This window comes from Ensifer sp. LC163 (genome assembly GCF_001695855.1).
Classification (GTDB): Bacteria; Pseudomonadota; Alphaproteobacteria; order Rhizobiales; family Rhizobiaceae; genus Ensifer.
The window spans coordinates 101,558-116,984 of sequence record NZ_MBSS01000006.1; the positions used below are offsets into that span (position 1 = coordinate 101,558).

Consider the following 15,427-nt stretch of genomic DNA (forward strand, 5'->3'; position numbering starts at 1 on the left):
ACTACCAACGGCGCTCAAAGCGACGTCGCAACAGAATGGCGCCAAGGTTCATGACGACGAGGAAGATGAGAAGAATGATGATCGCGCCGGAGGTGCGCTCGACGAAGGCGCGTTCCGCCTCGTTGGCCCACATGTAGATCTGCACCGGCAGTGCGGTCGACGGTTCCATCGGCGAGCCGGGGTAGTCGACGACGAAGGCGACCATGCCGATCAACAGGAGCGGCGCGGTTTCGCCAAGCGCATGGGCGAGGCCGATGATCGTGCCGGTCAGAATGCCCGGCATCGCCAGCGGCAGCACGTGGTGGAAGATGGTCTGCATCTTGGACGCACCGAGGCCGAGCGCTGCCGAGCGGATGGACGGCGGGACCGCCTTCAACGCCGCGCGGGTGGCGATGATGATCGTCGGCAGGGTCATCAGTGTCAGCACCAGGCCGCCGACGACGGCAGCCGAGCGCGGCATGCCGGCAAAGTTGATGAACACGGCCAGACCCAAGAGACCGTAGACGATCGACGGGACGGCGGCGAGGTTGTTGATGTTGACTTCGATCAGGTCGGTCAGCCTGTTCTTCGGCGCGAACTCTTCGAGATAGATCGAAGCGGCAACACCGATCGGCAGGGACAGGACAAGCACGATCAGCATCATGAACAGCGAGCCGAGGGCGGCAACGCCAACGCCTGCCGCTTCTGGGCGGCTCGAGGCGCCGAAGGTGAAGATGCCGGTGTTGAAGCTCTTCTTCAAGACGCCGGCACTTGCCAGCTCGTTCATCCAGGTGACCTGCTGGTCCTTGACCTTGCGCTTGCTCTCCTCGACGCTCAGGTCGATCTGACCCTTGAACGCGGAGTCGACATTGGCTTCGGCGAGCAATGTCACCGGTATGGTTTTGCCGATAACCGACGGGTCGGCGACGACGATGTCGCGCAACAGCGTGCGGGAGCTTGCCGACATCATGTCGGTGGCCTGCTTGACCAGCGGACGCTTGCTCGCATCGATGCCGAGCTGCTTGATCAGCGCCTCACGCACCAGCAGTGGATAGTTGGCGGTCATCAGCACCTTGCCGTCGGTCGCGCGCTCACCCTTGGGGTCGATGACTTTCTCGCTGAATTCGATCGGCAGCGTGATCGTTGTCTGCTGGAACGCAGTGTAGCCGTTGGAGACCACCGTCCACAGCAACAGAGCGAGGAAGAACAGGCCCAGGCTGATGGCGCCGATGCCATAGGCACGGAACCGGCGCTCGGCTGCGTAGCGGCGTTTGATGCCGATATCGCGCGTTGCGGATGCGGGACGGGCGGAGATCCGGACGGTCGGGGAAGCGATGTCGGTCATTCGTACTGTTCCCGATATTTGCGCACGATGTAGAGCGCATAAATGTTGAGGCCGAGCGTGATGACGAAGAGCGTGATGCCGAGTGCGAAGGCAACCAGCGTCTGCGGCGAGGTGAACTCAAGGTCACCCGTCAACTGGTTGACGATCTTCACCGTCACCGTGGTCATCGGCTCGAAGGGATCGATTTGCATGCGGGCCGCGACACCGGCGGCAAGCACCACGATCATCGTTTCGCCGACGGCGCGCGAGGCGGTCAGAAGCAGGGCGCCAACGATGCCCGGCAGTGCGGCGGGAAGGATGACCTTCTTGACCGTTTCAGAGCGGGTGGCCCCGAGACCGAGCGAGCCATCGCGCAGGGCCCGCGGCACCTGGGTGATGATGTCGTCGGACAGCGAGGACACGAACGGGATCAGCATGATGCCCATGACGATGCCGGCGGTCACGACGCTCTGCGCCTGGATGAAGTTCTGATAGTTGCCGGTGACGAGACCGTTCAACTGGGCAGAGATGTCGCGCAGGAACGGGCCGACGGTCACCAGTGCGAAGAAACCGTAGACGATGGTCGGGATGCCGGCGAGCACCTCGAGCAAGGGCTTTGCCGTCGAACGCAGGCGTGGGCTCGCATACTCCGCCATGTAGATGGCTGCGAACAGACCGATCGGCACCGCAAAGAGCATGGCGACGAAAGCGATATAGAGCGTGCCGGCGAGAAGCGGGATCAGGCCGAACTGGCCGGACGCACCGCCGCTGCCGGCGGCAGAAAACCGTGGATCCCAGACCGTGCCGAAGAAGAACTCGAAGGGCGAAACCATCGTGAAGAAACGGCCGGCTTCCGACAGCATCGAAGCGACGATGCCGACCGTCGTCAGGATGGCGATCGAGGAAGCGACGATCAGCGAGCCGAGGATGACGCGCTCAACCTGATTGCGGGCACGGAAGCGGGTGGCGATGTTGCGGATGGCGTAAGCGCCGCCGGCAATAGCGATCAGCAGCACGACCGCACTCATCAGCCAGCGGTTGGTGACGCTCATCGCATTGAAATGCTGGGCAGCGGTGATCATGTAGGGTTCGCCTTCGCCGGCAAGGGCAACGCCCTTGGCCGCAAGCGTGGAGCGAAGATTGGCCGAGCCGTTTTCAAGCGACGAAAGCTCTTCCGCCGTCAGCCGCTTCAGGCCGCCGGCGACCGACTTGACCTGGCCAAGCGCCAGCTCGACGGTCGCGCCGCCCTGCGTCTGCACCGTTTCGGGCAAAATCGCCCGGGTGCTGGAGTCAATGTACATCGGGGCGGCGACGAGCCAGGCCCCAAGCACGAGTGCGGCCGGAAGGATCGCCCAGATGGCAACATAGCTGCCGTGATAACCAGGCAAGGAATGCAGGTTGGAGAGCTTGCCGTTGGCCTGCGCGAGCGAACGCGCGCGGCCTGCAAAGTAAGAAATAAAACCAATTAAAACAATGAGCAAAAGAAGGAGCGAAGTACTCATCGGCACGTCTCCGCGGCGGAGCGCTCAATGCGCTGCCGGCAGTTCGGATGGAGGCATGCCCCGGCGCGAAAATGTCGCGCCGGGGCTTGTCAGTATCAGAGCATGTTGCCGGCCGTGAAAGCCTTGCGAACTTCTTCGCGCTCGGCGTCCGGAGCGGCGACGAGGCCGTATTCGGCAAGCGGGCTTTCCGGGCCGATCATCTGATCGTCGAGGAAGAACTCAACATATTCCTTGAGGCCCGGGATAACGCCGAGGTGTGCCTTCTTGACGTAGAAGTACAGCGGGCGCGAAACCGGGTATTCGCCGGAAGCGATCGTTTCGGTCGACGGAACGATGCCGTTGACGGTGGCGACCTTCAGCTTGTCGGCGTTGTTTTCGTAGAAGGACAGGCCGAATACGCCGATGCCGTTCTTGTTGGCAGCGATACGGGCCAGCGTTTCGGTGTAGTCGCCGTCGATGTCGACAGCCAGGCCGTCCTTGCGGACCGCGACGCACTTGCTGTGCTGCTGCTTTTCATCGGCAACGGCAGCCTTGATGACGTCAACGGCGCCAGCTTCCTTGCAGCCTGCAGCCAGGATCTTCTCTTCGAAGACTTCGCGCGTGCCGTGCTTTTCACCCGGGATGAAGGCGGCGATGTCGGCGTCCGGCAGAGCGGAGTTGACTTCAGACCACTTCTTGTAGGGGTTGGCGACGAGCTTGCCGTCGACGACGATTTCAGCAGCCAGCCCCTTGTAGAGGTCTTCGGGCTTCAGCGCGAGGTCGGCGTTGCCGGCGTCGGTCGCGAAGACGATGCCATCATAACCGATCTTGATTTCCTGGATCTCGGTAACGCCAGCGGCCTTGCAGGCTTCGATTTCCTTGTCCTTGATCTTGCGCGAGGAGTTGGCGATGTCGATGGTATCCGGGCCGACGCCCTTGCAGAATTCCTTCAGACCGGCCGAGGAGCCGCCGGATTCGACGACCGGCGTCTTGAAGTCCGGGAAGGTCTCGCCGAACGTCTCGGCGACGATCTTGGCGTAGGGAAGAACGGTCGAGGAGCCGGCGACCTGAACCTGATCGCGCGCGGCAGCCACGCCAGCGAATGCGGCGGATGCGACGAGCGCCGCAACAGTGAGTTTAAGAGCTTTCATTGAAGTTCTCCCGGAATGGGCTTGTGTTGAGTGCGCCAAGCGTTGCAGCGCTCTTCGCCGTCTGATCGGCTGCCCCTAACTAGCCGCCGATAGCCACACCTTTTATGTCAGTTTCGCGAAACATTTATGACAGTTCATGTCATTGAAAATAATAACGAAAAATGAACGCAGAGGACTTATCCCGCGCCAATATGTCAAAAACGCACGGTAAACACCGTGCCCTTGCCCAGCTCGGAGTGGATCAACAGTCGCGCGCGGTGGCGGGTCAGAATGTGCTTGACGATCGCAAGGCCGAGACCCGTGCCCTTTTTCGAGCGGCTCGCCTCGACATTGACGCGGTAGAACCGCTCGGTGATGCGGGGCACATGCTCGGCCGGAATGCCGGGGCCGTAGTCTCTGACCACGACCTCCGCCTGCCCGCCCTGCCCGCCGGAAAGCTCGACATCGACCTTCTTGCCTTCCTGGCCGTATTTGCAGGCATTCTCGATCAGGTTCTCGAAGACCTCGATCAGCTCGTCGCGGTCCCCCTGCACGACGACAGGTTCGTCCGGCATCGTCAGCGCGATCGTCACGTCGAGATCGTTGGCGAGCGGCGCAAGACTGTCGCGGACATGGCCGAGCAGCGGGCGCAGATCGATGATATCGTCGGGTGCAATGTGCGATTTCAGCTCGAGCCGCGACAGTGACAGGAGGTCGTCGACGAGGCGGCTCATGCGGGTCGCCTGCTCATGCATGATGCCGAAGAACTTCTCCTGCGCCTTCGCATCGTTGCGCGCCGGACCCTGCATGGTCTCGATGAAGCCGCGCAAAGAGGCCAGCGGCGTGCGCAGTTCGTGGCTGGCATTGGCGACGAAGTCCGAGCGCATGCGATCGATGCGGCGGGCCTGCGAAATATCGCGGTAGGTCAACAGGAAGATCCGGCGCCACGGGCCATCGCCACCCACTTCGGCCGGCGCCACCCTGACCACGTAGACGGCATCGGACGGCAGGCGCTCGGTGTGCTCGATCTGGTTGATCTTGCCGGTCGCGATCGTTTCGCGGACCATATCGAGAATGCCGGGCGAGCGGACGCGGGCCGCGAGATAGCTGTTGGGCGGGATGGTGCCGAATGCCTTTTCGGCAGCGATGTTCTGGAAGACGACGGTTTCATCAACAGCCACCACCAGAACCGGCATATCGAGCGCGTTCAGGGCCGGGATCAAGGCATCGCTGGCCACGCCCGCCACCGCCGCTACCTTCGCCGCTTTTGCGGCCTTCGGCAGTGGCGAAGGCGCGCTGCGGTTCAGCAGAGCCGCGGCAAGCACGATCCAGAACGGCAGAACCACGAAGAAATGAATGCCGGTAAACGTGGCGAGGACGGCGAGCAGCGCCGTCAGGCCGAGGAGCCAACGCTCTGCCTTCAGTCGCGGCACAAGCATCCGCCAGAAAGCCTTGGAACCATCCAGCACCATATCCTCATGAATCACTTTGTCTTCCTCCCGACCTCAAATGGTCGAGAGATAGCGACCCTTCATGACATGATTTTCACGACGCGCTTGAATCCGCAATGCAATTGTGGCCTCCTCACAGGAAATCGCGCGGGCTGGAGGAAGACCACATGGCGTCAACGCAGGCGGCAACGAAGACCGAAAGCCGGACGGTAGAACTCGATATCGGCGGCAAGAAGCGGCTCTTCGACATCGACAATCCCGAATTGCCGAAGTGGATCGACGAGGCCTCGTTCTCCTCCGACGACTACCCCTACAAGAAGAAGCTCGACGAGGAAGAATACCTGAAGACGCTGGAAAAGCTGCAGATCGAACTGGTCAAGCTGCAGCTCTGGCAGCAGGCGACCGGCAAGCGCATCATCGCCCTGTTCGAGGGTCGCGACGCGGCGGGCAAGGGCGGCGCGATCCATGCGACCAGCGGCAACCTGAATCCACGCTGGGCGCGCGTCGTTGCGCTGACAAAGCCGACGGAGACCGAACGGGGGCAATGGTACTTCCAGCGCTACATCGCAACGATGCCAACCGCCGGCGAACTCGTTCTCTTCGACCGCTCCTGGTACAACCGCGCCGGCGTCGAGCCGGTGATGGGCTTCTGCACGCCCGAGCAGCACGAACAGTTTCTCAAGCAGGTGCCGCGTTTCGAAAAGATGATCGTTTACGAAGGCATTCAGTTCTTCAAATTCTGGATCAACATCGGTCGCGAGATGCAGCTCAAGCGCTTTCACGACCGCTGCCATGATCCCCTGAAGGTCTGGAAGCTGTCGCCGATGGATATCGCCGCCCTCAACAAATGGGACGACTATACCGCGAAGCGCAACCAGATGTTGAAAGACACCCATACGGACCAGGCGCCATGGACCGTGGTGCGCGGCAACGACAAGCGGCGTGCGCGTCTCAACCTTATTCGCCACATGCTCTCCAAGCTCGATTACGAGGGCAAGGACAACGACGCGATCGGCGAGATCGATGACAAGATCATCGGCTCGGGCCCAGGCTTCCTGAAATAATCTCAGTCAGCAAGCCGGCCAGCCCGTCGGCTCATACCAACCTGCGTTGGTATTATTGCCCCGGCAGAACGCGGATGGCGTAAAGGTTCAAGCCCTTGCCGCCGCCGCTGATGTCGCTGTTGATGACGAGCTGCCCGGCGGCGCTCGGCGCAAGGCTGCGATCGAAGGTGACCTTGAACAGCATGTCGACGCGCTCGTCATGCAGGGTGAAACGGTGACGGCCGCACTCGCCCAGCGAAGAGAAGTTGCACTCGACCGCAAACTCGGTCGCCTTTCCGGGCGTCGCCTGCACGGTCAGTGCCAGCGTCGACGTCTTGCCTGAAAGCTCGGCCAGGATCGCGGCCGGAATCTCGATCGTAACATCGCCATCGGCATCGGCGTCCGCCGATGTCAGCAGCATGCGCTGGCCGCCATCATCTTTGGCCAGCTCGGCGGTCGCCTGCGGGCCGGGCGTGATCGCGCCTGTTTTGCCGGGTGTGTACACCTCGACCCAATCGCCGGTGAAGCCTTCCTGGGCGCCGAGCGTCTGCAGGCCGGCGGCACCATCGAAATCCTGCGATGCCACGGTCGCCGGCGGGTTGGCGACATTAGTGTCGCGCGCGGCCGGAGACTGCAGCAGATTGTTGGTCTCGACCCACCACACGGCCGCGACCAGCGCCGCGGCCAGCGTTGCGACGACCATGGTAAGCGACAGCAGGCGCCCGCGCTTGCGTCGACGCGTGCGGCCGTCCATCGCGCGCACTTCCGGCGCAACCGCGCCTCTGCCGTCACTTGACTGCCTGGCCGCAACCTCACCTGCCGCAGCCGTCGATACGACAGGACCGTCGCGATCGGCGCGAAGACCTCCCAGCCCACCATCCTTCTGCCCGTCGCGCGGCGCCTGGCCGGCGAAAGCCGGTTCGCGGCGGTCGGGGCCGGATGGCTGCGGCTCGGGCCTGGTTGTCGCCGCACGTGGTGCAACCGCGTCATCGAGGCTGACCGAAGGCGCCGACGCCGGCCGCGCCTTCAGCGCCGCCCGCTCCTCCGTCTCGATCGCATGAATGACCGCTTCCAGCCGATGACGCTGCTGGGCGACGACGTTCTGGTCCTCGATCCCCTGCTTCTGCAGCCCGGTTTCCAGCGCCTGGCGCGCGGATTGATAGATGCGCGCCCGCGTTTCGGCGCTGGTTCTGTCGGAGCGCTCCAGCGCATTTCGGATTGCAGTCTCGAGTCCGCTCACATCAAATCCTTCTGTGCACACCGGGCCTTACAGCGCCGCGCGCCAAACATGGCGCGCAAAGGACGCTGTAACGCTTTAAATCTGCTGCATAATCCTATCCTTAAATCGGATCCGATTTAAGGATAGGATTATGTCGTGCCCCCGCCGGCGCTCGTCAATCGATCGACGCTTTTTCATCATCCGCAAGCTCTTATCGGTTAATTCCGGATGCACGCCGTTGGTTTTGTTAACAATTGCGTAACCGCTGCTTTCGAAATCCGCAAGTCCGGCGCGCCATTGGTCCCGGCAACGCCGGGGAAAACTGCCTTCTGCTTAGCGCTTCGGCCGGAAAAACCGCATCTTTGCAAGCGCGCAACTTGCTGCTATCTATTTTGACGTTTACGCAAACGTCAAAAATACCAAGGGATGGAGAACTCGATGTCGCTGCCGCCAATTCTTTCCGAAACGACGAGACTGCCCGTCGTCGGCGCACCCTTGTTCATCGTCTCGCATCCCAAGCTGACGATCGCTCAGTGCAAGGCCGGCGTGATCGGCGCCTTCCCGGCGCTGAACGCCCGCCCGCATTCGCAGCTCGACGAATGGCTCGCCGAAATCACTGAAGCGCTCGCCGACCATGACGCCAAGAACCCCGGCCGACCGGCCGCCCCCTTTGCCGTCAACCAGATCGTCCACAAGTCCAACGCCCGCCTCGAGCAGGATCTGATGCTTTGCATCAAGTACAAGGTGCCGGTGGTCATATCTTCGCTCGGCGCCGTGCCCGAGGTCAACGCCGCCATTCATTCCTATGGCGGCATCGTGCTGCATGACGTCATCAACAACCGCCACGCCAATTCGGCAATCCGCAAGGGCGCTGATGGGCTGATCGCCGTCGCCGCCGGCGCGGGCGGCCATGCGGGCACGCTCTCGCCCTTCGCCCTCGTCCAGGAGATCCGCTCCTGGTTCGATGGCCCCCTGCTGCTTTCCGGTGCGATCGCCACCGGCGGCGCTATCCTCGCCGCCCAGGCCATGGGCGCCGACATGGCCTATATCGGCTCGCCCTTCATCGCCACCGAAGAGGCACGCGCCAGCGACGCCTACAAGCAGATGATCGTCGACAGCAATGCCGCCGACATCGTCTATTCCAACTACTTCACCGGCATCCACGGCAACTACCTGAAGCCGTCGATCGTGGCGGCCGGCATGGACCCGGAAAGCCTGCCGGAAGCCGACCCGTCGAAGATGGATTTCGCCCAGGCCACCGAAGGCACCAAGGCCTGGAAGGACATCTGGGGCTGCGGCCAGGGCATCGGTGCGGTGCGCGAGGTCACCTCGGTCGGGCATATGGTCGATCGCTGGGAGCGCGAGTACGACGCGGCGCGCGCCCGCCTCGGGCTGCATACGACCCCCACGATTGCTACCAACAAGGAATTTTCAAGTTCTCGAAACTGATGGCTTGAAATCTTGGCGCTTTGCGTTTATCAGCGCCTCACACTTCGTTCCGCGGTCTTTTCGCGGAACCGCCTCAGGGCCGCTTTAGCTCAGTCGGTAGAGCACATCATTCGTAATGATGGGGTCACGTGTTCGAGTCACGTAAGCGGCACCATTTTCCTTCAAAGAAATGAGCACTGTAGCGGGATGATAGTCTGAAGCTGGCCCAGGGTCAGCTCGTCTTGCTACGCACGAACGGCGGGCAAGCGGTCCATTTCGAGGAAGCCGATCGATGTCGCTTAGAGTTAGCCGTTTTCATGTTCATGAGGATGCCGTTCAGGCCAATGTCTCCGGCCGTGCCTGTTCCTTGTCGGCGCTCGAAATCGGCGGCGAGGTCCTTGTCGTCCTGACGTGGCTCGGCAACAAGGAGGCTGGCCTGCGCCGGCCGGAATACGTTCTGCCGCTGGCGTCGATCCCGCATCAATCGCGCGAACCGGATGCCGGCTCGCCTTACCGCTGGGTCCTGACCGGGACATTGCCGATGTCGCTGTTCGACGGCAGCGCATCGCGGCAGGTCCGCCGGCAGCACGGCGTCAGCCCCGGCCCGGCGCTCAACCTGCCGCTGCCCGGCACCACATCCTGATCTGCAAACAGCGACAGCATAATGCGTTCGCTCACGGCGCTGCGTGGCGATTGGCCTCGTTCGGGACCGACGCACGCCAGGTCGCGGCGAATGCCGCGATAACGGCAAGGCCGGCCAGGAGTGCGGCGGCTGCCGGAAGCACTGATGGCGAGGCCGCCTCGACAAGCACGCCGCCGACGCCGGTGCCCAGCCCGACGCCGACATGCATGGCCGACAGGTTGAGGCCGACGCCGGCTTCCGCCGTCTCAGGGCTCTGCCTGATCAGGAAGCTCTGCACCACCGGCGAGATCATCCAGCTGATGCAGCCCCACAGCATCATGACCGCAATGAACAACGGCCGCGTATCAGACACGAAGGGTATCGCGACCAGCGCGATGACATAGCCGAACGGCGTCAACCGGATCGCCAGTCGCGGCGCCACGGCATCGCTCAACCGACCGCCGAGATAGCCGCCGCAGACACCCGCTATGCCGAAGGCGAAGAAGGCCGTGACGACCTCATCGCCGTGCATCCCGACGATCTCGGCCAGATAGGGCGCGAGGTAGGCGAACAGGCTGAAATGGCCGCCGATCATCAGCACCGACACCAACTGCGCACAGACGCACGAGAACGAGCGCAGATGGCCAGCATAGGAGCGGCCGCGCGGCGGCTTCGACCGACCGGCCCCCGGCACGAACCACTGACATGCGAACAGGACGCAAACCGCAAACAGCGCCAGGCCGGTGAAGACACTGCGCCAGCCGAACGTGCCGCTCAGGAGCATGCCCGCCGGTACGCCGAGAACGAGCGAGGCGCTGATGCCCATGAAGATCAGGCCGATCGCCCGGCCCCGGCTCTCCGCCGGCACGATCTCCGTTGCCAGCATGGTCGCAACCAGGCAGGCCGTGGCGCTCGCGGCCGCCATGCCGATGCGGGCGGCGACCAGGACGCCGTAATTCGGGCTGGCAGCCGCCAGCACATTGCTGGCGATGAAGAGCACCAGCGCCAGCAACAGCAGGGTCTTGCGCTCCAGGCGTGCCGTCAGCAGGAGGGCTGCCGGTGCCGTCAGCGCAAATGTCACGGAGAACACCGAGGTCAACTGCCCGGCAAGACCGATGGAGACGCCGAGCCCTGATGCCACATCCGGCAGGATGCCGATGACGATGTTTTCCGCCGTGCCGGTGGCGAAGGTCGCCAGTGCGAGGAGAAGAAGGGGGATATTCATCTTGCCTTTCCCGATCAGTGGACGCCACGGTCGGAAAAGGTCTTCCCGATGTGGCGACTGGTTGCACACCGGGTTTCGAGGCAGAGCTTCGGTTATCCCTCTGACCGCGCTCCTAGCACGGATCGACGTGTGCGAGAAGCGCCAATCCCCCCGGACACGGCGCGCAAGCCCGGCACCGTGCAATGGCCGCGCAAGCTGCCGCCTGATCCGAGCACCGACTTTGCGGTGACGCGGGTGCGGGAACTTGACACGCTTGCCGACGGCAAGGCCTGGTTCAAGCAGCACGGCGTCGGCGGCCACGCCTTCGTCTTGGTTCACGGCTTCAACAACCGCTACGAGGATTCCGTCTTCCGGCTGGCGCAGATCATCCATGATTCGGGCGCCCAGACGACGCCGATCCTGTTCACCTGGCCGTCGCGCGCCAACGTGTTCGAATACAACTACGACCAACGTCAAGGACATCACCATCCTGGCGCACTCCATGGGCACCTGGCTGACGATGGAATCGCTCAGGCAGATGGGCATTCGCGATGGCAACGTGCCCTCGAAGATCGAGAACGTGATCCTGGCTTCGCCGGATATCGATCTCGACGTCTTCGCCAAGCAATGGGTGGAGATGGGCAAGAAGAAACCGAAGTTCACGATCTTCGTCGCGCAGGACGACCGCGCGCTCGCGCTTTCGAGCTTCATTTCCGGCGACGTTTCGCGGCTCGGCGCCATCGACCCATCGAAGGAGCCCTATCGCACGGACTTGGAGAAATCCGGCATCACCGCCATCGACCTGACCAAGGTTGAGACCGATGACGGGCTGCATCACGGCAAGTTCGCCGAAAGCCCGGAGATCGTGCAGCTGATCGGCCAGCGGCTCATCAAGGGCCAGACGCTGACCGATTCCAACATCTCGGTTGGAACAGGCATCGCCGCCGTCGTCGCCGGCACGACCAGGGGCGTTGGCAATGTCGCTGCAACCACCCTCTCCGCACCGGTCAACATCATCGAGAATCCACGCCCGACGAAAAAGCGGCCGGTGGTCGGCGACACACTGGCCGACGATCAGCCGAAACCACTGGTGATCAACTGAGCGACGGCCGGACGCTGCTCTGAGCGAAAGGGCCCGGGGCCGTCAGTCGTCGTCGCCGACAAAGCGGTAGCCGACGCCCGGCTCCGTGCGGATGATCTTCGGGTCGGCCGGATCACGCTCGATCTTGCCGCGCAACTGGCCGATGAAGACGCGCAGATAGTGAAGATCCTCGCCATGGGCGGCGCCCCAGACCGAAGTCAGCAGCGTCTTGTGGGTGACGACGCGCCCGGCATGGTGCGCCAGCATGACCAGAAGGTCATATTCCTTCGGCGTCAAACGCACTGGCTCGCCGTCGCGTGTCACCAGCCGCTTGATCGTATCGATCGCCACACCATCGGCCGAAAGCTGGGTGTGGCCGCCCTCCATCTGGATACGGTGGCGAAGGGCAGCCCGGATGCGCGCCGTCAGCTCGCCGATGCCAAAGGGCTTTTCGATGTAGTCATCGGCGCCGAGATCGAGGGCGGCGATCTTTTCGCTCTCCCGGTCGCGCGCCGACAGGATGATGATCGGCACCTGCGACCAGGCGCGGATGTTGGCGATCACATCCTTGCCGTCCATGTCGGGCAGGCCGAGATCGAGGATCACCACGTCGGGCGCGGTCGTCGCCGCCGCCTTCAACGCGTCCGTTCCGGTCAACGCCTCCAGCACATCGTAGCCGGCAGCGCTCAAGGCCGGCCGCAGGAAGCGCTGGATCTGGGGTTCGTCGTCGACAACGAGGATGCGCTCCACGCTCATGCACGGTCCTTTTCGGATATTTCAGCTTCGGCGGCAGGAAAACGCATGGAGATGCGGGTGCCGCGACGCCTCAAAGCCGGGCTTTCGGCCTTGATGCGGCCACCCATGGCCTCGACGAAGCCCTTGGCGATCGACAGCCCGAGACCGGTGCCCGGCGTGCGGCCGTCCACCTTGCCCCTGCGGAAGAATTTTTCGAATACCTGTTCGAGGTCGCCCGGTGCGATCCCCTTGCCGAGATCGGTGACTGACAGGACGATGTCGTTTCCGTCCCTTCGCGCATAGATGCTGATCGGCTCGTCACCGCCGTACTTGTTGGCATTGTCGAGCAGGTTGAAGAGCACCTGGCCGAGAAGCACGCTGTCGCCGCGCATCAGCGGCAGTTCGGGCGCGATGCTGGTGTCGATCTCGCGGGCAGGAAAGTACTTGTGCGCCCGATCGACGGCGGCGCGCACGGCGTCGGCGACATCCACCCAATCGCGCTTGGCATTGACCGTTCCCGCCTCGATGCGGGTCATGTCCAGGAGGTTGGCGACGAAACGCGTCAGCCGACCGCCCTCCTCCTCGATCGATTGCAGCAGATCGTCACGGCTTTCCGGCGGCATGCGGTCGCCCAGCTGGCGCAGGCTGGTGACGGCGCCGGTGATGGTGGCAAGCGGCGTGCGCAGATCATGCGAGATCGACGACAGCAGGGCTGCACGAAACCGCTCTCCCTCCAGCTTGGCGGCGTGATCCAGGCTCTCGCGGGAAAGACGCGCCCGGTCGATGGCGATCGCCGTCTGGTCGAGGATGGCGGCGAGCGCGCGCTCTTCGTTGATCTCCAGCGGCTTGCCGGCCTGCACGAAGCCGCAGACGCCAACGACGCCGTGCGGGCTCGTCAGCGGTCGGAAATGAAACGGGCTGTTCGGCAGCGTGCCAGTGCCGTTGCCGGCCGCCTCTTTCTTGTCCATCGCCCAGCGCGCCGCCATGGTATCGGTGACATCGAGTTCGGTGTCCGGCGGCCAGGCCGCCTTCAGGCGCAGATCGCCCTCCTCCGGCAGCAGCAACGCGGTATTGCGTTTCAGTGTCGCCTGCATCTGGGTGACTGCCGCCCAGAGCACATCGTCGACATTGGCCGTTCCCGAAAGCTTGCGGGAGAAATCATAGAGCGCCTGCGTTGCCGCCGCGCGGCGCCGAGCGGATTTCGCCTGTTCGCGCACCCGGGAAGCCAGACTGCCGGCAAGCGCCGCCGCAACCAGAAAAATGAACAGCGCGAAGACTTCGTGCGGCTCGGCAACCGTGAAAGTGCCGACCGGATCGATGAAGAAGAAGTTGTAGGCAAGAACCGAAAGCAGGGCAGCCGCGATCGCCGCGATGTGGCCGGCATAGATCGCCGACGTCAGCACCGCCAGCAGGTAGAGCAGCGAGATATTCGGCAGGATGATGAAGCGCTCGATCAGGAGGCCGAGCGCAGTCGCCGTCCCCACCGTGGCGGCCGCGATGGCGAGCGCCCGCCCGAAGCCCTCCGGCATTTGCCGCTTGGCGGTCACGCCTCTCTTCGGGCGCGGCTGTTCCTTGTCGGTCACCAGATGAATGCCGACGCCGCTGATCCGCTCCGCCAGCGCATCGGGAAGCGATTGCCGGAACAGCCGTAGCGGGAACGGCTGGCGCCTTGTGCCGATGACGATCTGTGTCGCATGCTCGCGGCGGGCGAGCTTGAGGATCTCCTCGACGAAATCGTTGCCGACAATGCGGCGGGTCTCGGCGCCGAGCTGTTCGGCAAGGCGGAAGGTCTCGTCGAGCCGTCTCGCCCCCTCGCCATCGCCGCTTTCGCGGTCGGCCCGTTCGATGAAGACCACGATCCAGGGTGCGTTCAGCCCCGAAGCCAGGCGGCTGGCGGTGCGCACGACCTTTTCCGACAGCAGATCGGGACCGATGCACACCAGCAGGCGTTCGCCGCTCGCCCATGGGCCTTCGATAGCGTTCTGCTTGAGATAGTCGACCATCTGGTCGTCGACCCGATCGGCCGTGCGCCGCAGCGCCAGCTCGCGCAGCGCCGTCAGGTTGCCCAGGCGGAAGAAGCGCTCGATCGCGCGCTTGGCGCTGTCGGGCAGATAGACCTTGCCTTCGTTCAGCCGCTCGATCAGTTCCGCCGGCGGCAGGTCCACCAAAAGCACGTCGTCGGCACGGCTGAGAACCGTGTCGGGCACGCGCTCGCGCACCGCAACGCCGGTGATCTGGGCGACGACATCGGACAGGCTCTCCAGATGCTGGATGTTGAGCGCCGTCCAGACGTCGATGCCGGCGGCAATCAGCTCCTCGACATCCTGGTAGCGCTTCGGATGGCGGCTGTCCTCCGGGTTGCTGTGCGCCAGCTCGTCGACGACGATGATCTTCGGGCGGCGTGCGAGCGCCGCGTCGAGATCGAATTCGGAAAGCACACGACCGCGATGGTTCACATCGCGGCGCGGCAGTATCTCCAGTCCTTCGATGAGCGCGGCGGTCTCGCCGCGCCCGTGGGTCTCCACCAGACCGATGACGATGTCGACGCCGTCGGCCTTCAGCCGACGCGCGCGCGTCAGCATCGTATAGGTCTTGCCGACGCCTGGGGCTGCGCCGAGAAAAACCGTCAGCTTTCCTTTTCGCCCCTGTCCGGCCAGCGCCAGCAGTGCGTCCGGGTCCGGACGGCTTTTCGATTCGCGATCGGTTTCAGGCATTCAGCGTCTCTGGCAG

11 protein-coding genes, 1 tRNA gene and 1 pseudogene are annotated in these 15,427 nt (G+C 63.5%); 5 read left to right on the forward strand and 8 right to left on the reverse strand.

Features of this window, described 5'->3' with window-relative positions; all coding sequences use genetic code 11:
* Position 1: 1 nt before the first annotated feature.
* The 4 genes from pstA to phoR all read right to left on the reverse strand — a co-directional run bounded on the left by pstA (position 2) and on the right by phoR (position 5,386).
* Positions 2-1,324, reverse strand: a complete 1,323-nt coding sequence (gene pstA, locus BC360_RS06370; protein WP_065781388.1) for a phosphate ABC transporter permease PstA — start codon at positions 1,322-1,324, stop codon at positions 2-4.
* The gene (gene pstC, locus BC360_RS06375; RefSeq protein ID WP_065794639.1) at positions 1,321-2,805 is read right to left on the reverse strand and encodes a phosphate ABC transporter permease subunit PstC; all 1,485 of its coding nucleotides are present in this window, start codon (positions 2,803-2,805) and stop codon (positions 1,321-1,323) included. Before pstC ends, pstA begins: the two co-directional genes overlap by 4 nt.
* Positions 2,806-2,900: 95 nt before the next feature.
* Complete coding sequence (locus BC360_RS06380) at positions 2,901-3,935, reverse strand: substrate-binding domain-containing protein (protein WP_065781390.1); 1,035 nt, start codon at positions 3,933-3,935, stop codon at positions 2,901-2,903.
* 194 nt (positions 3,936-4,129) lie between these two features.
* On the reverse strand, positions 4,130-5,386 hold the full coding sequence (gene phoR, locus BC360_RS06385) for a phosphate regulon sensor histidine kinase PhoR (RefSeq protein ID WP_139109941.1): 1,257 nt from the start codon (positions 5,384-5,386) through the stop codon (positions 4,130-4,132).
* 146 nt (positions 5,387-5,532) lie between these two features.
* Between phoR and ppk2 the strand changes: the two genes are divergently transcribed.
* Positions 5,533-6,429 carry a polyphosphate kinase 2 gene (ppk2, locus tag BC360_RS06390; protein ID WP_065794641.1) on the forward strand — a complete coding sequence of 299 codons (897 nt, stop codon included), beginning with the start codon at positions 5,533-5,535 and terminating at the stop codon, positions 6,427-6,429.
* A 52-nt stretch (positions 6,430-6,481) separates the two neighbouring features.
* Here ppk2 and BC360_RS06395 read toward each other — a convergent pair whose 3' ends face one another.
* A complete protein-coding gene (locus tag BC360_RS06395) occupies positions 6,482-7,648 on the reverse strand; it encodes a biotin transporter BioY (RefSeq protein ID WP_065794642.1) in 1,167 nt (388 codons plus the stop codon).
* A 417-nt stretch (positions 7,649-8,065) separates the two neighbouring features.
* Here BC360_RS06395 and BC360_RS06400 point away from each other — a divergent pair, with 417 nt between their 5' ends.
* The 3 genes from BC360_RS06400 to BC360_RS06410 all read left to right on the forward strand — a co-directional run bounded on the left by BC360_RS06400 (position 8,066) and on the right by BC360_RS06410 (position 9,698).
* Positions 8,066-9,076, forward strand: a complete 1,011-nt coding sequence (locus tag BC360_RS06400; protein ID WP_065781394.1) for an NAD(P)H-dependent flavin oxidoreductase — start codon at positions 8,066-8,068, stop codon at positions 9,074-9,076.
* A 78-nt stretch (positions 9,077-9,154) separates the two neighbouring features.
* Positions 9,155-9,230: transfer RNA gene (locus BC360_RS06405), tRNA-Thr, on the forward strand.
* Positions 9,231-9,347: 117 nt separating this feature from the next.
* The gene (locus tag BC360_RS06410; RefSeq protein ID WP_065794643.1) at positions 9,348-9,698 is read left to right on the forward strand and encodes a hypothetical protein; all 351 of its coding nucleotides are present in this window, start codon (positions 9,348-9,350) and stop codon (positions 9,696-9,698) included.
* 31 nt (positions 9,699-9,729) lie between these two features.
* Here BC360_RS06410 and BC360_RS06415 read toward each other — a convergent pair whose 3' ends face one another.
* Positions 9,730-10,902, reverse strand: a complete 1,173-nt coding sequence (locus BC360_RS06415) for an MFS transporter (RefSeq protein ID WP_065794644.1) — start codon at positions 10,900-10,902, stop codon at positions 9,730-9,732.
* A 48-nt stretch (positions 10,903-10,950) separates the two neighbouring features.
* On the opposite strand from BC360_RS06415, the pseudogene BC360_RS06420 reads away from it, so the two are divergent.
* Positions 10,951-11,983, forward strand: a pseudogene (locus tag BC360_RS06420) (alpha/beta hydrolase).
* A gap of 42 nt (positions 11,984-12,025) precedes the next feature.
* Here the strand turns inward: BC360_RS06420 and BC360_RS06425 are convergent.
* Positions 12,026-12,718, reverse strand: a complete 693-nt coding sequence (locus BC360_RS06425) for a response regulator (RefSeq protein ID WP_053248801.1) — start codon at positions 12,716-12,718, stop codon at positions 12,026-12,028.
* Positions 12,715-15,411, reverse strand: coding sequence for a sensor histidine kinase (locus tag BC360_RS06430; RefSeq protein ID WP_065781397.1), 2,697 nt, complete (start codon positions 15,409-15,411; stop codon positions 12,715-12,717). The genes BC360_RS06425 and BC360_RS06430 overlap by 4 nt, the downstream gene beginning before the upstream one ends.
* Positions 15,412-15,427: the final 16 nt, after the last annotated feature.